At 69.5% G+C, this 22797-nt stretch carries 23 protein-coding genes; 8 read left to right on the forward strand and 15 right to left on the reverse strand.

All coding sequences use genetic code 11. The features are described 5' to 3' along the window. Positions 1 to 69: 69 nt before the first annotated feature. A complete protein-coding gene (locus tag RCO28_RS17355; protein ID WP_308942046.1) occupies positions 70 to 663 on the forward strand; it encodes a hypothetical protein in 594 nt (197 codons plus the stop codon). 21 nt (positions 664 to 684) lie between these two features. Here RCO28_RS17355 and RCO28_RS17360 read toward each other — a convergent pair whose 3' ends face one another. Then, entirely contained in the window at positions 685 to 1095 is a 411-nt protein-coding gene (locus RCO28_RS17360; RefSeq protein WP_308942047.1) for an ATP-binding protein, read from the reverse strand. Between the two features lie 211 nt (positions 1096 to 1306). On the opposite strand from RCO28_RS17360, the gene RCO28_RS17365 reads away from it, so the two are divergent. Then, positions 1307 to 2188, forward strand: coding sequence for a helix-turn-helix transcriptional regulator (locus RCO28_RS17365; protein ID WP_308942048.1), 882 nt, complete (start codon positions 1307 to 1309; stop codon positions 2186 to 2188). Between the two features lie 4 nt (positions 2189 to 2192). Continuing rightward, on the forward strand, positions 2193 to 2387 hold the full coding sequence (locus RCO28_RS17370) for a DUF397 domain-containing protein (protein ID WP_308942049.1): 195 nt from the start codon (positions 2193 to 2195) through the stop codon (positions 2385 to 2387). A 74-nt stretch (positions 2388 to 2461) separates the two neighbouring features. Here the strand turns inward: RCO28_RS17370 and RCO28_RS17375 are convergent, their stop codons facing one another. The 5 genes from RCO28_RS17375 to RCO28_RS17395 all read right to left on the reverse strand — a co-directional run bounded on the left by RCO28_RS17375 (position 2462) and on the right by RCO28_RS17395 (position 9806). Then, on the reverse strand, positions 2462 to 3454 hold the full coding sequence (locus RCO28_RS17375; RefSeq protein WP_308942050.1) for a glycine betaine ABC transporter substrate-binding protein: 993 nt from the start codon (positions 3452 to 3454) through the stop codon (positions 2462 to 2464). A 60-nt stretch (positions 3455 to 3514) separates the two neighbouring features. Continuing rightward, positions 3515 to 5533, reverse strand: a complete 2019-nt coding sequence (locus tag RCO28_RS17380; RefSeq protein ID WP_308942051.1) for an ABC transporter permease subunit — start codon at positions 5531 to 5533, stop codon at positions 3515 to 3517. Between the two features lie 43 nt (positions 5534 to 5576). Continuing rightward, a complete protein-coding gene (locus RCO28_RS17385; RefSeq protein WP_308942052.1) occupies positions 5577 to 6698 on the reverse strand; it encodes a glycine betaine/L-proline ABC transporter ATP-binding protein in 1122 nt (373 codons plus the stop codon). Next, positions 6695 to 8230, reverse strand: a complete 1536-nt coding sequence (locus RCO28_RS17390) for a GMC oxidoreductase (protein ID WP_308942053.1) — start codon at positions 8228 to 8230, stop codon at positions 6695 to 6697. Before RCO28_RS17390 ends, RCO28_RS17385 begins: the two co-directional genes overlap by 4 nt. 97 nt (positions 8231 to 8327) lie before the next feature. After that, positions 8328 to 9806, reverse strand: a complete 1479-nt coding sequence (locus RCO28_RS17395; RefSeq protein WP_374991191.1) for an aldehyde dehydrogenase family protein — start codon at positions 9804 to 9806, stop codon at positions 8328 to 8330. Between the two features lie 291 nt (positions 9807 to 10097). Between RCO28_RS17395 and RCO28_RS17400 the strand changes: the two genes are divergently transcribed. After that, positions 10098 to 10778 carry a hypothetical protein gene (locus RCO28_RS17400; RefSeq protein ID WP_308942055.1) on the forward strand — a complete coding sequence of 227 codons (681 nt, stop codon included), beginning with the start codon at positions 10098 to 10100 and terminating at the stop codon, positions 10776 to 10778. A 104-nt stretch (positions 10779 to 10882) separates the two neighbouring features. On the opposite strand, the gene RCO28_RS17405 is transcribed toward RCO28_RS17400, so the two are convergent. The 7 genes from RCO28_RS17405 to RCO28_RS17435 all read right to left on the reverse strand — a co-directional run bounded on the left by RCO28_RS17405 (position 10883) and on the right by RCO28_RS17435 (position 18522). After that, on the reverse strand, positions 10883 to 11755 hold the full coding sequence (locus tag RCO28_RS17405) for a hypothetical protein (RefSeq protein WP_308942056.1): 873 nt from the start codon (positions 11753 to 11755) through the stop codon (positions 10883 to 10885). 2 nt (positions 11756 to 11757) lie between these two features. After that, entirely contained in the window at positions 11758 to 12135 is a 378-nt protein-coding gene (locus RCO28_RS17410) for a hypothetical protein (protein ID WP_308942057.1), read from the reverse strand. Next, positions 12122 to 13888, reverse strand: coding sequence for a hypothetical protein (locus RCO28_RS17415; RefSeq protein WP_308942058.1), 1767 nt, complete (start codon positions 13886 to 13888; stop codon positions 12122 to 12124). Before RCO28_RS17415 ends, RCO28_RS17410 begins: the two co-directional genes overlap by 14 nt. 179 nt (positions 13889 to 14067) lie before the next feature. After that, positions 14068 to 15057: a malate dehydrogenase gene (locus RCO28_RS17420; protein WP_308942059.1), complete on the reverse strand. Its 990-nt coding sequence runs from the start codon at positions 15055 to 15057 to the stop codon at positions 14068 to 14070. A gap of 547 nt (positions 15058 to 15604) precedes the next feature. Then, on the reverse strand, positions 15605 to 16726 hold the full coding sequence (locus RCO28_RS17425; protein ID WP_308942060.1) for a DUF2690 domain-containing protein: 1122 nt from the start codon (positions 16724 to 16726) through the stop codon (positions 15605 to 15607). A gap of 484 nt (positions 16727 to 17210) precedes the next feature. After that, positions 17211 to 17639, reverse strand: coding sequence for a DUF3017 domain-containing protein (locus RCO28_RS17430; RefSeq protein WP_308942061.1), 429 nt, complete (start codon positions 17637 to 17639; stop codon positions 17211 to 17213). Position 17640: 1 nt separating this feature from the next. Continuing rightward, positions 17641 to 18522, reverse strand: coding sequence for a bifunctional methylenetetrahydrofolate dehydrogenase/methenyltetrahydrofolate cyclohydrolase (locus tag RCO28_RS17435; RefSeq protein ID WP_308942062.1), 882 nt, complete (start codon positions 18520 to 18522; stop codon positions 17641 to 17643). A 245-nt stretch (positions 18523 to 18767) separates the two neighbouring features. Here RCO28_RS17435 and RCO28_RS17440 point away from each other — a divergent pair, with 245 nt between their 5' ends. From RCO28_RS17440 to RCO28_RS17455, 4 genes are all read left to right on the forward strand, one after another. Beyond that, positions 18768 to 19334 carry a hypothetical protein gene (locus tag RCO28_RS17440; RefSeq protein WP_308942063.1) on the forward strand — a complete coding sequence of 189 codons (567 nt, stop codon included), beginning with the start codon at positions 18768 to 18770 and terminating at the stop codon, positions 19332 to 19334. A gap of 46 nt (positions 19335 to 19380) precedes the next feature. Then, positions 19381 to 20022: an RDD family protein gene (locus RCO28_RS17445; protein ID WP_308942064.1), complete on the forward strand. Its 642-nt coding sequence runs from the start codon at positions 19381 to 19383 to the stop codon at positions 20020 to 20022. 182 nt (positions 20023 to 20204) lie between these two features. Continuing rightward, a complete protein-coding gene (locus RCO28_RS17450) occupies positions 20205 to 20837 on the forward strand; it encodes an RDD family protein (protein WP_308942065.1) in 633 nt (210 codons plus the stop codon). 170 nt (positions 20838 to 21007) lie between these two features. Beyond that, positions 21008 to 21703, forward strand: coding sequence for an ester cyclase (locus RCO28_RS17455; RefSeq protein WP_308942066.1), 696 nt, complete (start codon positions 21008 to 21010; stop codon positions 21701 to 21703). 16 nt (positions 21704 to 21719) lie between these two features. Here RCO28_RS17455 and RCO28_RS17460 read toward each other — a convergent pair whose 3' ends face one another. Beyond that, positions 21720 to 21929: a DUF397 domain-containing protein gene (locus RCO28_RS17460; protein WP_308942067.1), complete on the reverse strand. Its 210-nt coding sequence runs from the start codon at positions 21927 to 21929 to the stop codon at positions 21720 to 21722. Then, positions 21910 to 22764, reverse strand: a complete 855-nt coding sequence (locus tag RCO28_RS17465) for a helix-turn-helix transcriptional regulator (protein WP_308942266.1) — start codon at positions 22762 to 22764, stop codon at positions 21910 to 21912. The genes RCO28_RS17460 and RCO28_RS17465 overlap by 20 nt, the downstream gene beginning before the upstream one ends. Between the last annotated feature and the right edge of the window lie 33 nt (positions 22765 to 22797).

Here is a 22797-nt window from a genome sequence, read left to right on the forward strand (position 1 = left end):
GCGGCCAATGGCCGGACGAAGGCGGCGCCGTAGCAGGACGGCGGATCACAGAACGGAACATCCAGCCCCATGACCGAAACAACCACTGCGACCACTCCCCGCCCCCGCCACCCCATAGCCCGAGGCTTCCTCTGGCTCGGCAGTGCCCTGATCGCGTTCGCCGGCGCGTTCTGGTTCGTGACCGCCACCGTGGACCTCGCGCTGTCCGCCGGGCTCTACGGCACCCCGGGTACGTACAAGGTGAGCTCCTGTTACGACACCGACAGCAGCAGTAAGAACTCCGACTACTCCTGCTACGGGGACTTCCGCCCGGACGGCGGGTACGCCACTTCCGAGGAGTTGGAGGACACCGGGAACGACTACCCGGACGGGTACATCTTCGACGCCCGGCGGGGAGACGTACCGGAGGAGTCCGGGAGGGTGCAGCGGACCGGGGTCTGGGGTGTGGCCGGGGAGTTGTGGCAGGTCGGGGCCGCCGTGATCATGCTCGCGTGGGTCGCGTACATGGGGATCAAGCCGCCCGCGTGGAAGCCGGACCCGAGCGGCGAGCCTTCGCGGCGTACCAGGGTGGCCGACCGGATCGGGATCGTCTTCATCATGGGCGGCATCGCCGTGGGGGCGCTGAGCTGGGTCGTCAACTTCGTGGGGACGTTCGTCTACTGACAAACGAAGACGACGGTGCCGCTACAGCTCCACCCCCAGGTCCAGTTCCGCCCACACGGTTTTACCGACCGTGAGTTCCTCCACATCCCAACACGCCGCCAGCGCCTGCACGATGGCGAGGCCGCGGCCGAATTGGTCCTCGCCCGCGTCGGCGCGGAGAGACGGCCTGCGTTCGCCCTTCGGGTCCGTGACGGCGATCCGAAGGACTGTCCCCGTCAGGATCACTTCGAGGCGGAACAGGCGGTCCTTCAGACAGCCGTGCAGCAGCGCATTCGTGACGAGTTCGCTGGTCACGAGGGCGGCATCTGCGGCGAATTCAAGGTGCCCCCAATCAGCGACGAGGCGTGTGACCCGCCGCCGAGCGATGGGGACGGACTTGAGCTGGGGCGGGTAAGTCGCCACGTCGTAGCGGGCGTTGGAGGGTGACTCCATGCACGCGCACCTCCTTGTGCGGGCGGATCCGCGTGACGGTGGCATTGCCGCGTCCGCGCAGGGCGAAGCGGTGCACTTCCGCCAACTGGCTCCGCTGTGCGAGCGGTTGAGTACTGACGGTAGGGGTACTAATAGACTGGCATCAACCTCATTGCCAGAAATATTTACTCACTCACTTGTCCCGCGCTGGAGATCGCCTGCAAACTGAGGCATGGCTGACAACCGCTCCGACCGAGGCGTCTCGGTCTCAACCGTCCTCGCTCGCAGGCTGGGCGGCGAGCTGCTGCGTATGCGTGAGGGGTGCGGCATGCGACAGCCGCAGGCCGCAGAGGCTCTCTCCGCTTCGGTGGCGAAGGTGACCAAGATGGAGCGCGGGTTGGTCCCCATACGCGATCCGGACATTCGCTCGCTGTGCCAGCTGTACGACGTACACGACCCGCAAGCCATCGACCGTCTCCTCGGCCTGGCCAAGGCCGACCGGGAGCGCCGGAAGGCCAAGGGGTGGTGGAACCAGTACCCAGTCCTCGGCGCTCAGGTCGAGTACGTCGCGTTGGAGGATGTCGCGGCACAAGTCCGCACCCATCAGGTCACCTTGATCCCAGGGCTGCTCCAAACCCCCGACTACGCACGCGCATTGGTGGTCGGCTGCGGTGCATGGGAGGACCCGGACGAGATTGAGCGGTTCGTGGAGGCCCGCATTGCTCGACAGGACCGCCTCAACAGCACACCCCCACTCCAGCTCTGGGCCCTGATCGGCGAAGGCGCGCTGCGACAGCACGTCGGCGGCCGGGACGTCATGCGCGGCCAGCTCGAATACTTGCTGAAGCTGACAGACCGACCGAACATCAAGGTCCAAGTACTCCCCTTCCTGGGCGGTGCGCACGCCGGAATGCAGGGAGCGTTCAACATCATCTCGTTCGCTGAGGTCGACGCACTGGACGTCGTCTACCTGGACACGCCTTCGTCTAGCCTGTGGCTGGAGAGTGAGCAGGACGCGGCTCGCCATACGGCCATCTTTGATCGCACTGCGCGGAACTCCCTGGCCCAGGCCGACTCGCGGTCGCTCATCCGGCGTGTGATCAAGGAGCTCTAGCCAGATGACCCAGTTCGAGTTTGTGAAGTCGACTTACAGCGGTGGCACCGGCGAGTGCCTGGAAGTCGCCACAAACATCCCCGGCACCATCGCCATAAGGGACTCCAAAGCCCCCGACGGTCACATACTCCGCTTCAGCCCGAGCGCATGGCGGTCCTTCGCCGCGTACGCCCAAGGACCTGCCGCACGACGACCCTGAACGCGACGGTGCCGGTCGCCCCATCAAGCAAGGGGCGACCGGCACCGTAACGCGCGCAGTACGTCAGCCGAGAATTACTTCTTCGGCAGCCACGCCTCCCACACGTCCTTGTTCTCCTTGACCCACTTCTTCGCCGCCTGCTCGCCGGACATCTTGTCCTTGGCGATCCACTTGGCGACCTCGTTCTGCTGCTCGGTGGTCCACTTGAAGTTCTTCAGGAACTCGGCGGCCTCACCGCCGTCCTTCGCGAAGTCCTCGTTCAGGTACTTCTGCAGCGGCGTGTTGGCGTAGCCGCACTCCGTCTTCGCGGCCGGCTCGTTGCAGCCTTCCTTGAACTCCGGCAGCTTCACCTCGACGAGCTCCACGTCGGAGTTCAGCCACTGCGGGTCCCACCAGTAGGTGATGAAGGGCTGCTTGTTCTTGTACTTCTGCTGGATCTCCTTGATCTGAGCGGCCTCGTTGCCGGTCTCCTTGACCTTGAAGTTCAGCTTGTGGTTCTTGATGAGGTGCTCGTCGTACGTGGTGTACGAGGGCGCCGCGCCCAGGAACTCGCCCTTGTCGCCGGACTCGGAGGTCTTGAAGTCCTTGGCGAGCTTGTTCAGGCCCTCCAGGGTGGTCGCCTCGGGGTGCTTGTCGGCGTAGTACTTCGGGATGAACCAGCCGATGTGGCCGGTCACGCCGAGGTCGCCGCCCTTGACGACGCGCTTGTCCTCGTTGGCCTTGCCGCCCTTGCCGTCGTCGAGGTACAGCTTCTGCTTCTCCGGCTGGCCGTCCCAGTCCTCCAGGATCGCGTCGGCCTTGCCGTTGTTGAGGGCGTCCCAGGCGATGGGCTCGTCCATCGTCTTGAGCGTGACCTTCTTGACGTCCAGCTCCTCCTCGAGGATCACCTTGGCGACCTCGGCGTTGGCCTGGGCGCCGACCCACGACGGGACCGTGATCGTGACCTCGTCGGAGCCACCGGTCTTGCCGGTCTCGGCGGCGCAGCCGCTGAGGGCGACGACACCGAGGACGCCGACACCGGCGACGAGGGTGGTGGATATCCGCTTACTGGGCTTGCTGGGCTTCACTTGAACGTCCTTACTTGGCAGGGGAGTTGAGGAAGAAGAGGAGGAGGAGCCGGGCCCGGCTCAGGAGACGCCGCGCTTCACGTCCGCGCCCGGCTGCGAGACCCGGTCGAGCAGAATGCCCAGGCAGACGATCGCGATACCGGCCGTCATACCGAGGCCCAGGTCGCCCTTGGCGAGGCCCTTGACGACGTCCACGCCGAGCGCGCCGCCGCCGATCATGCCCGCGATGACGACCATCGAGAGGACCAGGACGACGCCCTGGTTCACGGCGAGCAGCAGCGACTTGCGGGCCAGCGGGATCTGGACCTGGCGCAGTTGCTGGCCGGTCGTGGCGCCGAGCGAGCGGGACGCCTCCAGGGCGGCGGGGTTGATGGAGCGGATGCCCTGGTTGGTGATGCGTACGACCGCGGGCAGCGCGTAGATCACGGCCGCGGCGACACCGGCGAAGCGGCCGCCCATGAACAGCGCCACCATCGGGATCAGGTAGATGAACTGCGGCATCGTCTGCATGGTGTCGAGCACCGGGCGGATCGCGCGGTCCAGCCAGTCGACGCGGGCGGCGAGCACGCCGATCGCGAAGCCCAGGATCAGGGTGAGCACCAGGGCCGCGATGACCTGGGACAGGGTGTCCATGGAGCGGGTCCACAGGCCCATCCCGCCGATCATGCCGAGCGCGAGGACGGTGGTGAGCGCCGCCCGCCAGCGGCCCGCGAGGTACGCGAGGACGCCGCCGAGCACCAGGATCGCCCACCACGGAGTGGCCTGGAGGGCGTCGCGCATCGGGTTGATGACATGGGTGGCGAAGCCGGAGGCCCAGGTCAGGGTGCCGCCGATGACCGGGATGCCGGAGCCGAGCTCGTCCTCGATCCACGCGGTCGCCGAGTTGACCGGACCGGAGATGGACACGACCCAGGTGTCGGGCCACTCGACCCGGCCGAGCGCGGAGCCGACCACCGCGGCGATCGCCGTACCGACGACGACCACGCCGCCCTGGATCCAGGACGCGCCCTGGGACCGTACGGCCGAGGGGTCGTCGAGGCGCTCGCCCGCGGCGGCCGTGGTGCGGTCGAACCAGACGGCGATCAGGACGATCGCGATGCCGGCGCTGAGGGACTGGCCGATGTCGAGGATCGACAGGGCGCGGAAGATCTCCTCGCCGAGGCCTTCGGCGCCGATCATCGACGCGAGCACGACCATCGACAGACACATCATGATCGTCTGGTTGAGGCCGAGGAACATCTGCTTGCGGGCCAGCGGCATCCGGGCCGTCTTCAGCTGCTGCCAGGGCGTGGCGCCGAGCGAGCGGGACGCCTCCAGGGCCACCGGGTCCGCGCCGCGCAGGCCGAGCGCGGTGAGGCGGGCCATCGGCGGAGCCGCGTAGATCACGGTGGCCGCGAAGGCGGCCGGGACGCCGACGTCGAAGATCAGCACGAACGGCAGCAGGTACGAGAACGCCGGCAGCACCTGCATGGTGTCGAAGACGGGGCGCAGGATGCGCTCACCGCGGTCCGAGAGCCCGGCGATCAGGCCGAGCAGGAGGCCGACCAGGGCCGAGGCGATCACGCAGATCACCATCAGGCCGAGGGTCTCCATGGCCGGTTCCCACATGCCGAGCAGGCCGATCACCAGGAAGGTGACGAGGGCGGTGCCCGCGGTGCGCAGGGCGCGGCGGTGCAGTCCGGCGCCGCCCGCGTACCAGGCGAGCAGCACCGCGAGGACGGTCACGCCGATGAAGCCGAGCGACTCCAGAAGGGAGACCACGGTGTCCACGGACGACTCGGCGGTGTTGCTGATGTGCAGCAGGAAGTAGAGGAAGATCCAGTGGCTCTCGCGGTTGTGGACCAGCCACGCGTTGAGGTCGGACAGCGGAGTCCGCAGATCGAAGGTGAGGCCCTCCGGCCAGACACCGCTGCCGGTGACGGCCGCGCTGACGGCCGCGAGCAGCAGGGCCGCGATCAGCAGCAGCGCCTTCGGGTTGGCCGCGAGCCGGGCGAGGAGTCCGGGCGCCTGCGGGACGGCCGGGGACTTGTCCGGCGTATCCGCCTTGTCCAGTACGGGAGTTGTCGGGGTGGCGCTCATCGGCGGCCCCCGTAGGGATGCGGCGGTATCGGGAGGTGCGTGCTCATACGGCCGCCACCGCCTTGTCCTCGGCCTGCGGGCTGCCGCCGTCGATACCGGCGACCACGGCGAGCAGCCGCTCGTGGTCGACGATGCCGAGGGTGCGGCCGTCCTCGACGACGCGGCAGGGCTCGCCGCTGTTCGCGACGGCCTCGATGGCGTCGACGACGAGGGTGTCGGGGGCGAGCTCGGTGCCCGAGTCGGACTCGGCCGCGTCGGCCGGGCGCATCGCGCGGCGCACGGAGATGACCTGTTCGCGCGGCACGTCCCGGACGAAGTCGCGGACATAGTCGTCGGCCGGGTTGGCGACGATCTCCTCGGGCGTGCCGAGCTGCACGATCGCGCCGTCCCGCATCAGCATGATGCGGTCGCCGAGGCGCAGGGCCTCGCTGAGGTCGTGGGTGATGAAGACCATGGTGCGGCCCTCTTCGCGGTGCAGGCGGATGACCTCCTCCTGCATGTCCCGGCGGATCAGCGGGTCGAGGGCGCTGAACGGCTCGTCGAAGAGCAGCACTTCGGGGTCGACGGCGAGGGCGCGGGCCAGGCCCACACGCTGCTGCTGACCGCCGGAGAGCTGGGTGGGCCGACGCTCCTCCATGCCGGCGAGGCCGACCTTCTCGACGATCTCCTGGGCCTTGGCGCGCCGCTCGGCCTTGCCGACGCCCTGGATCTCCAGGCCGTACGCGACGTTGTCGAGGACGCTGCGGTGCGGCAGGAGGCCGAAGTTCTGGAAGACCATGGCGGTCTGGCGGCGGCGCAGCTCGCGCAGCCGGTTCTTGTCCATGCCGAGGACGTCCTCGCCGTCCATGGCGATGGACCCGGAGGTCGGCTCGATCAGCCGGGTCAGGGTGCGCACCAGCGTGGACTTGCCGGAGCCGGACAGGCCCATGACGACGAAGACCTCGCCGCGCTGCACGTCGAAGCTGACGTCCCGGACGGCGGCCGTGCAGCCGGTCTTCTCGCGCAGCTCGGCGGTGGAGAGGGCCTTGTGCTCCGGGTTGCCGGGTATCCGGTCCGCCTTGGGGCCGAAGACCTTCCACAGGTCGCGTACGGCGAAGGCGGGCGCGGCGGGGTCACCCGCAGTCGGCTCCGTGGTCTTGGCCGTGTTGGTCTTGGGGTCGGTCATCGGACATCACTCCCGGTCAGCAGGTCCGCGCATTTCTCCCCCACCATCAGCACCCCGATCATCGGGTTCACTGCGGGCATCGTCGGGAAGACGGACGCGTCGGCGATACGGATGCCATTCATGCCGCGGATCGTCAAGTCCGGGGACACTACGGCGAGTTGGTCGTCCACGGCACCCATGCGGCAGGTGCCGGCCGGGTGGTAGACGGTGTGTGCGGCCTTGCGGACGAGTTCGCTGATCTCGGCGTCCTCGGTGACGTCGGGGCCGGGGAAGACCTCGCGCTTGAGCCACTTCTTGAACGGCTCGGCCTCGGCGACCTTACGGGCCAGCTTGATGCCGTCGACGAGCGTCCGCCCGTCGTAGTCACCCTCGTCCTCGAAGTACTTGAAGTCCAGGGCGGGCTTGGCCTCGGGGTCGGCCGAGGTCAGGTAGAGGCGGCCGCGGGCGCGGGACTTGGGGATGTTCGGTGTCATGGAGACGCCGTGCTCGGGGCGCTCGTAGCCGAGGCGCTCCGGGTTGTCCGTGAACGGGATTTGGTAGAAGTGGAACATCAGGTCCGGGCCCTTGTGGTCCGGGTCCCGCTTCACGAACAGGCCCGCGTCGGAGTCCATCGCGGAGTTGTCCGGGATCGGCCCGTCGGTCTCCCAGACGATCACCGACTCGGGGTGGTCGATGAGGTTCTCGCCGACGCCCGGCAGGTCGAGCGTGACGGGGATGCCGAGCGCTTCGAGGTCCTTCTTCGGCCCGATGCCGGAGTGCATGAGCAGCCGCGGGGTGTCCACGGCACCGGCGCAGACGAGGACTTCGCGGCGGGCGGTGAGCAGCTGCTCCGTACCGTCCTTGCCCCGGACGTGCACACCGCGCGCGGTCGTCCCGTCGAGCTCGAGGCGGTACGCCCAGGTCTCCAGGAAGAGGTGGAGGTTCGGGCGGTCACCGGCCTCCAGGTGCGGGTGGAGGTAGGCGACGGAGGCGGAGGAGCGCTTGTTGTTCTCCGGGTGGTACGAGAGGTCGAAGAAGCCGACGCCCTCCTCGAAGGGCTGGTCGTTGAAGCCGACGACCTCGGGCACGCCGAGCGCGGTCTTGGTGGCCTCGACCCAGTCGGTGGCTATCTGGTTCTGGTCCTTCTTGGCGACGCGCACCACGTTATTGCGCAGCTTGCCGAAGTAGGGGTCCATCGCCTTGAAGTTCCAGCCGGTGGCGCCGGCCTCCTCCCACTCGTCCCAGTCGGACGGCAGCGGCTTGAAGGAGATCAGCGTGTTGTGCGAGGAGCAGCCGCCGAGGACCTTGGCGCGGCTGTGCAGGATGTGCGAGTTGCCGCGCGGCTGCTCGGTGGTCGTGTACTCGTAGTCGAGTTCGCCGCCGAGCAGGCCGAGCCACTTGCGCAGGGTCAGCACGTCCTCGCGGTCGATGTCGGACGGGCCTCCCTCGATCACGGCGACGGTGACGTCCGGGTTCTCGGTGAGGCGGGACGCGATCACGGATCCTGCGGTGCCGCCGCCGACGATGACGTAGTCGAACTCGGTTCCGGTCATGGAAGTACTGCTCCTCTTCCTGCGAGGGTGGTGCACAAGGTGCTTGCGCTTAAGGGGCGGGCGCCGTGAAGGAGTTCACGGCGCCCGCGGGGTGGTCTCAGCCCGCGAACCAGCGCACCGGCTCCGGCGCGAGGTTCTCGTACACGTGCTTGGACTCGCGGTACTCGGCGAGGCCGGCGGGGCCCAGTTCGCGGCCGACGCCGCTCTTGCCGAAGCCGCCCCACTCCGCCTGCGGCAGGTAGGGGTGGAAGTCGTTGATCCAGATCGTGCCGTGGCGCATCCGGCGGGCCATCCGGCGGGCGCGGCCCGAGTCGCTGGTCCAGACGGCGCCGGCCAGGCCGTACTCGGTGTCGTTGGCGAGGGCGACCGCCTCGTCCTCGGTGGTGAAGGTCTCCACGGTGAGGACCGGGCCGAAGACCTCCTCGCGGACCGCGCGCATCCCGCGGTGGCAGCCGTCGAGGACGGTCGGCTCGTAGAAGTACCCCTCGGCGGGCCGGACTTCGCTGGGCTCGGGGCGCTTGCCGCCGGTGAGCAGCTTGGCGCCCTCCTCCAGGGCCGAGTCGACGTAGTACTCGGTCTTGTCGAGCTGCTGCTGCGAGACGAGGGGGCCGCACTCGACGCCCTCCTCGGTGCCGCGGCCGAGCTTGATCCTGCTTGCCCGTACGGCGAGTTCGGCGACGAAGCGGTCCCGCACCGACTCCTCGATGATGAGCCGGCCACCGGCCGAGCAGACCTGGCCGCTGTGGATGAACGCGGCGTTGAGGGCCTGGTCGACGGCGGTGTCGAAGCCCTCCTCGGTGGCGCAGGCGTCCGCGAAGACCACGTTGGGGTTCTTGCCGCCGAGCTCGAGGGCGACCTTCTTGACGGAGACGGCCGCGGCCTGCGCCACCTTCGTACCGCTGATGAGGCCGCCGGTGAAGGAGATCAGGTCGACGTCGGGGTGGTCGGCGAAGCGGGCGCCGACCGTGTGGCCGGGGCCGGTGACGATGTTCGCGACACCGTCGGGGAGCCCGGCCTCCTTGAGCAGCTCGATCAGCGCGACCGTGGTCAGCGGGGTGATCTCGCTGGGCTTGATGACGAAGGTGTTGCCCGCGGCGAGCGCCGGTGCGATCTTCCAACTGGCCTGGAGGAGCGGGTAGTTCCAGGGCGTGATCATCGCGCAGACGCCGACCGGCTCGTGCACGACGACGCTGTGCACGGTGTCCGTGCCCGCGTCCACGACGCGGCCCGCGCCCTCGCCGATGACGAGGTCCGCGAAGTAGCGGAAGGCGTCGGCGACGCAGTCGACGTCGACGCGGCCTTCCTCGACGGTCTTGCCCGCGTCCCGGCTCTCCAGGAGGCCTATCTTCTCCCGGTCCCGTACGAGCAGTTCGGCGACCCGGCGCAGCAGGGCGGCCCGCTCGGCGACCGGGGTGTCCGGCCACGCACCGTGATCAAATGCCTTACGGGCCGCGGCGATCGCGGCGTCCGCGTCGCTCGCGTCACCTTCCGCCACAACGGCGAACGGCTTGGCATCCGCGGGGTCGAGGATCTCGCGCGTGGCCCCCGAGGCGGCGTTATGCCACCGTCCGTCCACGTGGATGGTCTGTTGTGCCGACACTTCGCGTCTTGCCTTCCGTTTACCGATTTGTTCACCCCGAGTCACTGAGGTGATCCGATCTCCCTGCCCTCGGGGCCGAAAAGCATGTCGGTTCCCCTGCCGAAAGTGCCGTGAGTCACTCCGCATGCGATCAAAAGGCCCGGGTCGTACGGTTTATTGCGGAATCTCCCAGCGGGAGGTAGCGCTATGCCCAAGGCTCATAAGGCAACTTTCAGCACATTCGGTGTCACTCTCTGTGCCACCGCGCTCGTCGGCGGACTCTCCGGCGTGGCAGTCGCCGACGACAACGGCATCGCCGACAAGAGCCCCCAGGAGATCGGCGTCCAGGCCCGCGCAGCACTACAGAGCGTGAAGTCGCTGCATGTCGAGGCGGAGATCAAGGGCATGGCCGAACCCGCCCCCGCGTCCTTCGAGCTCTCGTACGACACGCAGGACAACTGCACCGGGTCGGTCACCGAGCAGGGGGGCAAGGGCCGCATGGAGGTCCTGCGCAAGGGCGACCGGGTGTGGATCAAGCCGGACGCGCGGTGGCTCTCCTCGCAGGCGCCGCATCTCGGCGGCGACGCGGCGGCCCAGCTGCTCAAGGGCAAGTACCTGGAGACCAGCGCCGGGGACGCCGACGGCGCGAAGATCGCCCAGCTCTGCGACCTCAACGCCTTCAAGGCGCAGATCACCGAGCGGTCCGGCAAGGCCGAGGCCGCCACGGTCACGAAGGGCGAGCGCACCGAGGTCGACGGGCGGCCCGCGATCGAGCTGAACGTCACCCGGGGTGCGCAGAAGGGCAAGACGTACGTCTCCACCGAGGACAAGCCGTACCCCCTCAAGGTCGAGGCCGACGAGCCCGCGAAGGGTGTCGAGATCGACATGACCTTCTCCGAGTTCGACCGGCCGGTCGACGTGAAGGTGCCTCCGGCGGACCAGACGGTCGACATCGGCCAGTCCGACTGACCGCCACGGGGCTCCGCCCCGGACCCCGCATCGCGCTCCGCGCGCGTCCTCAAACGCCGGACGGGCTGAAAAATCAGCCCCTCCGGCGTTTGAGGAGCGGGCAGTCAACGCGGACCGAAGCCCCCCAACGCATCCTCCAGGACCCGCCGCTGCAACGGCCACGCATCCTCCGGCCCGATGCTCAGCACCGCCCACAACGCAGAGCCCTCCGGCCCCGCGGGCACGACGCGGTCCAGGGTCCGCAGGTCCATCGCCCACTCCTCGCTGGAGTACGAGTAGTCCAGCTCCGCCGCTTCCCCGTAAGCGTGCTCGACCGGCCCCAGAGAGTTTCGCTCATACCCCGGCAACCGCTTCAGATCCTTCTCGGCCAGCTCGACCGTGCTCATCGGAGTCGCGTCCGCCTCCGTGACGCGGAAGACCTGGATCCGCTCGGGCCCCTCGGGCGCCTCGTAGTAGTAGAGCGTGACGCCGTTCTTGCCCTCCTCCGTCCGGCGCTCCCAGTCCTCGGGCACGGCCAGGCTGAACTCGTCCTCGCTGACCATGCGGTACCCGGGCGGGGCCGAGGCCGACGGGGACGTGGGCTCCGAGGGGCTCGGCTCGGCCGTCGGCTCCTGGCTCTCCGGCGGCAAGGAGCTCGCGCTCGCCGAGGCCGACGGCTTGGCGTCCGGCGCGGGCTCCTCACCCCCGCCCCACAGCAGATACGAGCCGACGCCCGCGGCGAGCACGGCGACGGCCACCGAGCCGACGACGGCACCCCGCCGGAACCACGGCCGCGGCTGCGGTTCCGGCCCGTACTCGGGCTGGGGGTACGACGAAGGGCCGAACTCCGGTGCGCCCGGCTCCTGTTCGGCCGCACCCGGCGCGTGCTCGGGGCGCGGTGGGGGCGGCGGGGTGTACGGGGCGGGCTGCGGTCCGCCGGTGTCCCAGCTCTGCGTCTCGGGGTTCCAGCGCACCCCGCCCCGGCCCTGGTCCGCCACGCTCAGCCCCCGACGATCACGCCGACGGCCTGCGAGACCGCCACGGCCGAGGCGAGCAGACCGGTCACCGTGCCCGCGTCCGAGAGCGCCTGGCGCAGCCGCGCGATCCGGCCGGGGCCGGCCTGGCCGGTCTGCTCGATCTCGCCCTGCGCGCCTTCGAGTTCGGCGTCGAGCGCGGCCGTCTCGTCGTTCGGCACCTGCCGGGCGAGGTCGGCGCGGAGCTCCCGTACCGCCCGGAGCAGTTCCTCGTGCGCGGGGTCGCGCGGGGGCGTGCCCGCCTGCTGGTTGACGACGCTGTTGTTGTTGCCGACGGCGAAGGCTCCCTGCACGTTGCTGATGTGGACGCCGCCGCCCGTGCCCGGCTCCTCATGCGCTGCCACTCGAATCTCCCCCTGGCTTGGTGAACGGTGAGCCCGAACTCCCGGGCTGCGTCGTCTGGTTGGTGATGACGTTGTGGTCGCCGACGGCGAAGGCGCCGCTGGCGTTCTCGATGAGCGTGCCGCCGCCGCTGACGTTCACGATCTTCTGGGCGAACTCGTCGGTGCGGTACCCGGCGTCCCGCAGCGCGGTCCGCACCCCGTTCGCCACCCGGTCCTGCACGGACTTCAGATAGCGGCGTACGTCCATGTCCTGGAAGAGCGAGGACTCGCCGTCCGAGCCCAGCTCCCGCACGGAGACGGCGGGGCCGTCGGGCATGGCCGCGCCATGGCCGCCGGTGAGGATGTGCCAGGAGAAGGCGATGCCCCGGCCGAGGGTGGTGAGCGCGGACACGAGGGAGCGCGGCGTACGGGCGAGCGCCCAGACGGCCTTGCCGAACAGGCTGTTGTGGCGGTACTGGTGCGCGATCCGGTCGGCGTTCTCGAAGTCCTTGCGGATCGGGAGCAGGACGTGCGGGGCGATCTCCAGCATCAGCATGCCGCCCTGGGTGTGCACCCGTACGAACACGGTGGTGACGACCTCCTCCTCCCAGCCGCCGACCCGGATCCGCAGGAAGTGCCGCCGCGTCTCGCCGCCCTCCTCCACCGACTCGGCCCGGTGCACGAGGAACGACTGCTCGTCGTAGGGCGCGAGGTCACGCTGCGGCAGCCCGTCCACCGGCAGGAACACGCACTCGTCGATCTGCAGCTGGCGCAGCCGGTCGCGGACGCCGCCCGCCGCGTGCGGGGCGGGCACCCGGAGTTCGGCGAGCAGCGGCCGCACCGCCTCCAGGATCACGCGGTTGCTCAGCGGCAGCTGCGTCCGCTCCGGGTCGGGCCGCAGCTCGACGGCGAGCGTCCAGGAGTCGTACGGCTCGCCCGCGCCGCAGAAGGGGCGCGCCGCGTGGTACATGACGAGCGGGGCGTGCTGCTCGGTCCTGATGCGCCGGCGCAGCCGCTGGAACCGGCCGCCCTCCGCCCGCTCCGCCGGGTCGGCCGCCATGTCGCCGAACTTCTTCGGGTGCAGCTCGCCCGCGAGGGCACGGGCGAACTGGCCGCGCTGGGCGGCGACGCAGGCCGCGACGAGCAGCAGCGTCGCCAGGCAGACCCAGGCGTGGAAGGGCTTGACCGCACCGCCGGACGAGTCGAGGGAGAGGACCACCTCGGCGAACGCGTCGGGCAGCACCTCCGCGAGGAACCCGGCGACGCTCACGCCCTCGCCCTCACCGGCCACCACGGCGACCAGGGTGCCGAGCGCGAAGAGCAGCATCAGCCGCCCGTACCACTTCATCCACCAGGCCGGGAAGCGGCGCCAGACCGGCGGGTTCTCGGCCGGGCCGCGGATCTTCCTGGCGAGGAAGAGCAGCAGCGAGGGCATCAGGAACACGAACAGCAGGTATTCGCTGAGGACCACGCCGATGATCCACAGGAAGAGGACCCCCGCCGCCCAGCCCAGTTCGAGCCGCCGGGCCCGCAGCGCGTGCGCCAGGACGCGGGCCGCGTCGAAGCCCAGCGAAGGGGCGGCGATGCGCTCCTCGTGGACGTACAGCTCGTCGATGACCGCGTTGCGGTACGTCTCGTCCAGGTAGCTGCCCGCGCACAGCAGCCGGGTGGCCTCGCTGGCGCCGGGCGGGGTGACCGGGAGCGCGGGCGGCAGTCCGCCCCCCGAGGGCTCGGCCGGTCCTGACTGTGGCGGCACCTGCGCCTGCTGCGACAACGCTCCCCCTGTGACTCAACTGCCGTACTGCACACGCGAGTTGGCGACCCGTTGTGTTCGGGATCACATCATAGAGGAGCCGCGGCGACACGGCGTACGAAAAAAGCCTCCGCCCCGGCGGCCGTCGAACGGCCGCCGGGGCGGAGGCAGAAGTGCTGTGGTCGCTGCGGGTTCGGGGCTCAGAGCAGGTCGAGACCGCGGACCGCCTCGCGCTCCTCGGCGAGCTCCTTGACGGAGGCGTCGATGCGGGCGCGCGAGAACTCGTTGATGTCCAGGCCCTGGACGATCTCGTACTTGCCGTCCTTGGTGGTGACGGGGAAGGAGGAGATCAGGCCCTCCGGGACGCCGTACGAACCGTCGGACGGGATGCCCATGGAGGCCCAGTCGCCCTCGGCGGTGCCGTTGACCCAGGTGTGGACGTGGTCGATGGCGGCGTTGGCGGCGGAGGCGGCCGAGGACGCGCCACGGGCCTCGATGATCGCGGCGCCGCGCTTGGCGACGGTCGGGATGAAGGTGTCGGCCAGCCACTGCTCGTCGTTCACGACCTCGGCGGCGTTCTTGCCGGCGATCTCCGCGTGGAAGATGTCCGGGTACTGGGTCGCCGAGTGGTTGCCCCAAATGGTGAGGCGCTTGATGTCCTCGACGGAGGCGCCGGTCTTCTGGGCCAGCTGCGTCAGGGCGCGGTTGTGGTCCAGGCGGGTCATCGCGGTGAAGCGCTCGGCCGGTACGTCCGGGGCGGCGGCCTGGGCGATCAGGGCGTTGGTGTTGGCCGGGTTGCCGACGACGAGGACCTTGATGTCGTCCGCGGCGTGGTCGTTGATGGCCTTGCCCTGCGGCTTGAAGATGCCGCCGTTGGCGGCGAGCAGGTCACCGCGCTCCATGCCCTTGGTCCGCGGGCGGGCGCCGACGAGCAGCGCGACGTTGGCGCCCTCGAAGCCCTGGTTCGGGTCGTCGAAGATGTCGATGCCCTTGAGCAGCGGGAACGCGCAGTCGTCGAGCTCCATGGCGGTGCCCTCGGCGGCCTTGACGCCCTGCGGGATCTCGAGGAGGCGCAGCTTGACCGGCACGTCCGCGCCGAGCAGGTGGCCGGAGGCGATGCGGAAGAGCAGCGCGTAGCCGATCTGGCCGGCCGCGCCGGTGACGGTGACATTCACGGGAGTGCGGGTCATGGCGATCTCCGTTAAGACAGCTGGCGGTTGGGGCCCTGCCCCGGGGTGCGGGATCTCCGTACAGCCGCCTTCGTACCGATCGCCGATGGCTTCTCGATGATCGATCTCTTGGCGTCAAGAGAGATCCACCGGTCAGGCTATACCGCCCCACCGAACCCGCACCGCCGGACCCGTGTGGCCCGGCCCACACCACCCGCAGCGGCGACGGCCGTCCGTGACGACGGCCGCCGCCGTCCACCTGCGTTCCCGTGGGGGGAGATGGACAGGCGCCTGCCCGAAGTCACGTGGACCATGCCTGATTCCCGCGCTCTGTTCGGCTGCGGCACCGTCGTGGCTGATCGCGCAGTTCCCCGCGCCCCTAAGAAACCGCCCCTTCGGGGCAAAAATCAGCCCCTCCGGCGTTTGAGATGGGGGTCCCCCCTGCTCGAGCGAAGCCGAGAGCTTGGGGGAGGGGTCCGGGGCGGAGCCCCGTGGCTGTCCGCAGGCCACGCGGCGCCAGCCGCATATCGACACAGCCGGGAAGGGGCGGGTAGGGGATAAGCCCACCTCAGCCACCAGCCCCCGTGCAGCCCTTCAGGCCCGACGCAAGCGTCGCGCACGCCTTCGCGTCCGCGGCGGACCCCACGGCCACCATCGGCGTGTACGCGTCCCCGTCCCCGTCGACCTCGCCGTCCTGACCGTCCTGGCCGTCCTCGCCGTCCTGGCCGTCCTGGCCGTCCTCGCCGTCGGACGTCGCGCCCGATCCCGTGATCCGCACCGTGTCGCCGGGCGCGGCCTGGGTGATGCGGGCCCAGGCGGCGCCGCAGGTCTTGCTGTAGCGGACCTCGACGAGGGCGGTGCCGACGGTGACGCTGGTCGACGTCAGCGCCAACTCGCCGCTGCACTCCATCCGTTCGGGGTCCTCGCCGGTGCAGTCCGCGCCCACGCACTTCACCCCGTCGGGCAGCTTCGGCGCGCTGCTCGTCGGCGCCGGGGACGGCTTCGCCTCCGCCTCGCCCCCGCCGAACCCGAAGCCGGTGAGGTACAGCGCGCCCGCGGCCACCGCCAGGACCAGGACGGCCGCGACGAGGATCGCCGTCCCCTTCCGCCCCTTCCGCGGCCCACCGCCCGCCGGGCGCCCCGGCCCCGCTCCCCCGGGCAGGGCGTCCCGCGGGGTGCCCGAGGGGTCCACGGGGCCGAGGGGGTACGCGGACGCCGCGGGGCGCGCGGACGGTGCGGCGGTCGCGGCGGACGCAGCCGGCGCAGCGGTCGCGGCCGGGCCGCCGCCCTGCCGTCCACGCCCCCCGGCGCCCGCGCCCCCACCGCGCGCCTTCGCGTCCGGCTGCGGCCCGAACTCCCCCAGGGCGGCGCGCGCCTGGGAGATGCGGATCGCCTCCATGGTCATGTCGTGCCGCATCTCGGACCGGCTCCAGGCCCGCTCCGCCAGCTCCCACATCGTGGTGAGGTGCATCGGATTGGTACCGGTGACCTCGGCCAGGGCGACGATCGCACCCTTGGGCGCGAGCAGCCGGCCGTTCAGATACCGCTCCCAGGACGTCTTGCTGTACCCGGTGCGGTCCGAGAGCGCGGCGATGCTCAGACCGCTGCGGTCGACGAGCCGGCGCAGCTGGCTCGCGAACTCCCGTACCTGCGGATCGAGTTCCTCCGGCAGTGCCTTCCAACGAGGCATACTTCCCCCCTTCTCCCCAGTCCCCCGCGTCCGACGTGACGACCCCCGCGCGTGCTGCCTGCCGTACCCGCGTCCTGACTACCCAGGGGGATGGCCGTGCCCGGGAGGTCAGTTCCCTCGGCGGGGGCGGACAGTTGCACGCATGACCCGTGCGCGCCCCGGCGCGCCCGTGAATACGCCGTCAGTCTCCCACCGCCGTACGGATGCGCCACATGGAGCCCCGTGACCTTGCCGCCACGGCCCCGGACGCCATGGCCGGAAGGTCATTACGGGCTCGTGAAGATCGTTGCCGCCCGGACACACCGTGTCGGAATGGTCACCTCCGCGTCACAGGCACCAGGCGGCACTTGATCCCCCGTTGTCGCGTCCATGACTCTGGATTCCGGGCGGGAACGCAGCGGGGGAGAACACCTGCGACCCGCCCGCTCAAGCCGACGGCGCCCGTCCTCCCTCGGGGGAGAGGACGGGCGCCGTCACGGTTGGCCTAGTTGGTCACCGTGAAGTGCAGGATCCCCTCCAGGAACGGGATTTCCAGGCCGTCCGGCTGCGCCATCAGCGCGAGCAGCACGATCACCAGGCCCAAGAGCCCGTACGTCACCATGTCGGTGAAGCGGGAGCGGACCGCCAGCATGCCCACCGAGGGCAGCACCCAGCGCAGCACGGCACCCGCGAGCAGGGCGACGCCGATCAGGACCGTGCCGACCCGGAACAGGTCGAACGCCGTCAGGAGCAGCCCGACACCGGTCAGGCCGAGCACGGTGAGCATCGGCCACTGGCGTGCGGGCGCGGGCGCGTCCCCGGCGGCGGCGCGGCCACCGCCCTCGGGCCGCGCGGTGTCCCGGGTGATCGACGGGAACCGCCGCGTCTTCTTCCGGGGCTCCTGGGCCTCTTCACTCACGGACGCACCACCCATGTCACCGAGCACCCTGTGCGCCCGCGGCCTGCTCCGACGCAAGCTCGGCAGCCTCCACCACGTTCACGAGCAGCTGCGCCCGCGTCATCGGGCCCACGCCGCCCGGGTTGGGCGACAGCCAGCCCGCGACCTCGGCGACGCCCGGGTGCACATCGCCGACGATCCTGCCGTTCTCGTCCCGGCTGACGCCGACGTCGAGCACCGCGGCGCCCGGCCGCACGTCCTCCGGCTTGATCAGGTGCGGGGAGCCGGCCGCGGCCACGATGATGTCGGCCTGGCGCAGCTGGGCGGCGAGGTCACGGGTGCCGGTGTGGCACTGCGTCACGGTCGCGTTCTCCGACTTACGGGTGAGCAGCAGCGGCAGCGACCGTCCGATGGTCACGCCCCGGCCGACGACGACCACGTGCGCCCCGTTGATCTCCACACCGAACTGCCGGAGCAGCTGGATCACGCCGTACGGGGTGCAGGGCAGCGGCGCCGGCTCGTTGAGGACGAGTCGGCCGAGGTTCATGGGGTGCAGGCCGTCCGCGTCCTTGGCGGGGTCGATGAGCTCCAGGATGCGGTTCTCGTCGATGCCCTTGGGGAGCGGCAGCTGCACGATGTACCCGGTGCAGGCCGGGTCCTCGTTCAGCTCGCGCACGACCGCCTCGATCTCGTCCTGCGTGGCGGTGGCGGGCAGTTCACGCTGGATGGACGCGATGCCCACCTGCGCGCAGTCGCGGTGCTTGCCCGCGACGTACTTCTGGCTGCCGGGATCCTCCCCGACGAGCACGGTGCCGAGGCCGGGGGTGACACCCCGCGCCTTCAGCGCTTCCACACGGCGGACGAGGTCGGCCTTGATCGCTGCGGCGGTGGCCTTGCCATCGAGAATCTGGGCGGTCATGCCCCCATCCTCGCGGATGAACCGCCCCACGCTCCAATCCGGACGGATCCGACCCCCGACCTCACCCTGTGTTGCACTTGCACAACTCTTCAGGCCGTGGCTGGACAAACACGCCGCGCGTTTAGAACGATGAGCGGCGCAGTGCCGCGGGCAGTGCACGGGGGGAACACCGCAAGACCGCTCTGACTCAAGGTCCTCCGTACCGACCGCGTAGTCCACGCACGTCAACGGAGGAATCAACCGCCATGAGTTTCGGCGACCCGAACAATCCCTACGGGCAGCCGCCCCAGCCCGGCCCGTACGGCCAGCCCCAGGGCCAGCCCGGTTACGGCTACCCGCAGGCCCCGCCGGTGCAGCAGCCGTACGGCGGCTACCCGGCCGGCCCGATGGAGATGCCCAAGCCCGCCGGGCAGGCCCGGATCTTCGTCGGGATCGTCGCCGGTGCGCACGCGATCGTCGCGGTTCTCTACGGTGTCGCGATGGCGATGTTCGACAACTACGTCGACAACGCGGGACTCTCCGACGACGAGGCTTCGATGGCCTCCGGCCTCGGCCTGGGCTTCATCGGCTTCTTTATGGTGCTCGCCACCGTGTGGGCGATCCTCGGTCTCGTCATCTCTCTGCAGTGGCCGAAGGGCGGCAACGGCCTCCGCGTGTTCGCGATCGTCTACGGTTCCCTCGCGATCATCACTGGCATCTTCAACATCACCACATACGGCCTTGGCCTGGCCATCATCGCGCTGTCGATCCTGGTGATCGTGTTCGCCGCGAAGCGCGAAACGGCCCAGTGGTTCCAGCGCCCGCGCTACTGAACCACACCGCTCTCCTCAGTCCCCCCATTCCCGGAGGAATCTCGCCATGAGTTTCGGCGACCCGAACAACCCCTACGGCCAGCAGCCGCAGCAGCCCCAGCAGGGCGGCCAGCCGTACGGCTACCCCCAGCAGCCCCAGGGCCAGCCCGGCTACGGCTACCCGCAGCAGGCCCCCCAGGGCGTCCCGCCCCAGCAGGGCTACGGCTACCCGCAGCAGCCCGGATACCCGCAGCAGCAGGCCGGCTACCCGGGCCACCCGCAGCAGATGTACGGCGGCGCCCCCCAGTACGCACACTGGGGCCTGCGCGCCGGCGGACTCATCGTCGACGGGCTCGTGTTCGGCGTGGCGTACATCCCGGCTCTGATCGGTATCGCGATCGCCCAGGACAGCCCGGAATTCGCGACCATCCTGTCCATCCTCGGCTTCGTTCTGCTGGTCGGTCTCGCCATCTACCAGCTCATTCAGGAAGGCAAGACCGGACAGACGATCGGCAAGAAGGCCCTCGGTATCCGTCTCCTCCGGGAGACGGACGGCCAGCCGCTCGGCGTGGGCATGGCCTTCGTGCGCCGACTCGCCCACTTCCTCGACTCCCTGGCCTGCTACCTCGGCTGGCTCTGGCCGCTCTGGGACGCCAAGAAGCAGTGCTTCGCCGACAAGGTCTGCGGCTCCATCGTGGTCAAGGGCTGACCACACGTTCGCACGACCACCGTGCCCCTCTCTGGATGACAGCGTCCGAAGAGGGGCACGATCGTCAACACGTGCCCACGCACTAAGGTTTGGCCCTGGTTCCGGCTTCGTACCATCTCGCCGTTCTTCGACAGCTCGGCCGTCGGCAGGGCCGGCACGACAAGGCAGGATGAAGAAGCGCCATGAGCTTCGGTAACCCGAACAACCCGTACGGGCAGCAGTCGCAAGGTCAGCCCGGCTACGGCTACCCGCAACAGCAGGCCGGCCACCCGACCCCAAGCAGCCTCGGCTTCGTGCAGCTGCCGACGCTCGGCACCGTCCAACTCGCGAGCATGGGCTCACGGTTCGGAGCCCGCCTGATCGACGGCGTCGTGCTCGGCGTCATCTGCGGCATCCTCGGGACCGTCGGGCTGCTCAGCGCGATCGGCCTGGCCAACGAGGCTGACCAATGCAACTGGCGGGACGCCGACTATTACGAGTGCCGCGACGACGCCTACATGAACGCCTTGGTGGTCGGCCTCGGCGTCACGGCTGCCCTCGTCCTCATCACTCTGCTCTACGAATGGCTGATGATCTCGTTCGTCGGCGCGACGCTCGGCAAGAAGGCCCTGGGTATCAAGGTCGTGCGGGACGACACCGGTCAAGCTCCCGGCATCGGCGGCGGCTTCGTGCGCTGGATCATGCCGCAGCTCGGCGGCATCCTCTGCGGGATCGGCACACTACTCGTGTACCTTTCCCCGTCCTGGGACAACTCCGGACGCCAGCAGGGGTGGCACGACAAGGCCGCGCACACGGTCGTCATCAAGAAGCCGTAACCCCACCCCCCACTTGGCACGGCGAAGCGCCCCTCTCCGGTCCCGTCCGGAGAGGGGCGCTTCGCGTTCGCCGTGATCTCAGAAGCCCTGGCGCGACGCCCTCACGCGCCAGGTATAGCCTGAAATCGTCTCATTGGTTAGCACGGTCGCTCTTCACACAGGAGTGACTCATGACCTTCGTCCAGCTCATCGACTGCAAGACCAGCAATATCGACCGGCTCAATCGGTTGATGGACGACTGGGTCGTAGCGACCCAGGGCAAGCGGACCGCCACGCATTCGATCGTCGGCCGGGACCGCTCCGACTCCACGCACGTCGTCGAGATCGTGGAGTTTCCGTCCTACGAGGAGGCGGTGAAGAACTCCAACCTCCCCGAGACCAACCGCATCTTCGAGGAAATGGTCGCCGCCTGCGACGGGATGCCCACGTTCACGGACCTCGATGTCGTACGCGACGAACAGCTCAACAAGCTCACGTGCCAGCGCTTCTTCGACGAGGTGGTCAACAACAAGAACATCGACCTCGCGGACGAGCTGTGCACGGCCGACTACCGGGAGCACGACCCCTCCCTCTCGTCCTACGACCTGGACTTCGCGCAGGCCAAGCGGGAGAACGGCGAGATCATGGACGCCTTCGGCCCTCGGATGACGGTGGAGGGCATGATCGCCGAAGGTGACATGGTGACCTGTCGGCTCACCTTCCAAGGCAAGCACACCGGCGCCTACCAGGGCATGGAGCCCACGAACAAGGACGTCTCCGGCACCGGACACGCGACGTTCCGCTGCAAGGACGGCAGGATCGCGGAGTCCTGGTGGAACTGGGACAACCTCGGACTGCTACGACAACTAGGGGTGGTTGAAGCCTGACCCGCCGCGTGCCGTTTCAGTCCAGGGGGCCCCGGAGCTCGCGCACGAACACCCCCCACGCGGAGGCGGGAAACACGAGCACGGGGCCTTCGGCGTTCTTGGAGTCCCGAACGGGGACGAGACCGGGGAGGTCGTCGCGGACTTCGACGCAGTGCCCGCCATCGCCATTGCTGTAGCTGGACTTCCGCCAGACAGCGGTGCTCAAGTCAGTGCGGTTGCTTGCCATTTCGATAGTCCTCTGCCGCGTCCTCGATCATGGCGAGGGACGCCTCAGGCGGCAGTGCGGCGGCCCTGAGCAGATCGTACGACTTGCGGTACCGCTTCACGAGGGCCGGATCGTCGATGGTAGTTCCGCTGTACGCAGACTCCGTGTACACCAGCGGCGGGGCGTCAGGGAAAGTCATCATCATGGCGCCGCCCTGCATCATCGGGTAGGTCCCGCCGTTCCACGGAAGGATCTGCGCAAAGATCCTCCGCCTCCGTGCCAACGCCGCTATCCGGTCGAGCTGTTCGGCCATCTCCGCAGGTAGCAGAACAGGGTGGCGCAGGATCGACTCGTGCATGATCGCCCAGTACTCGGGCTTGTCGTGGTCGTCCTCGAAGAGCCGCGCCCGCCTCATCCGGGCAGCAACCTTCTCTTCCACCCACTCCTCAGTGGCACCGGGGTGAGCGGACAGCGCCATGGCCCGCGCGTACTCGGGCGTCTGCAGCAATCCAGTGAGGACATTCGGGCACCAGTCCTCGATGGCGTCCGCATGCTTCTCCGCCTCCAGTACGTACTCGAAGTACTCCGCGTGCCCCTTCCGCTTCGCCCTTCGTACGTCCTCGCAGCACCGCTCGAAGAACCCGTCCGTCCCCAGCACACGGTCGACGTGCCGCGCCAAGTCGCCCGGCATCCGTCGCTGCCCGCGCTCGATCTCACTCAGGTAGCTCGTGCCGTAGAACGAACCCTCCACCGTCTGTTCCAGCGTGAGCCCCGCCGCCTCGCGCTTGAAGCGCAACTCCTTGCCGTAGAAGGCCGGGACGCTCGCCGAGCCGTCAATGTCCTTACGCGCGCCCATAGTTGCCGCCTTCCACAACGCGCACCGTGGTGC

The organism is Streptomyces sp. LHD-70 (genome assembly GCF_031157275.1).
Taxonomy (GTDB): domain Bacteria; phylum Actinomycetota; class Actinomycetes; order Streptomycetales; family Streptomycetaceae; genus Streptomyces.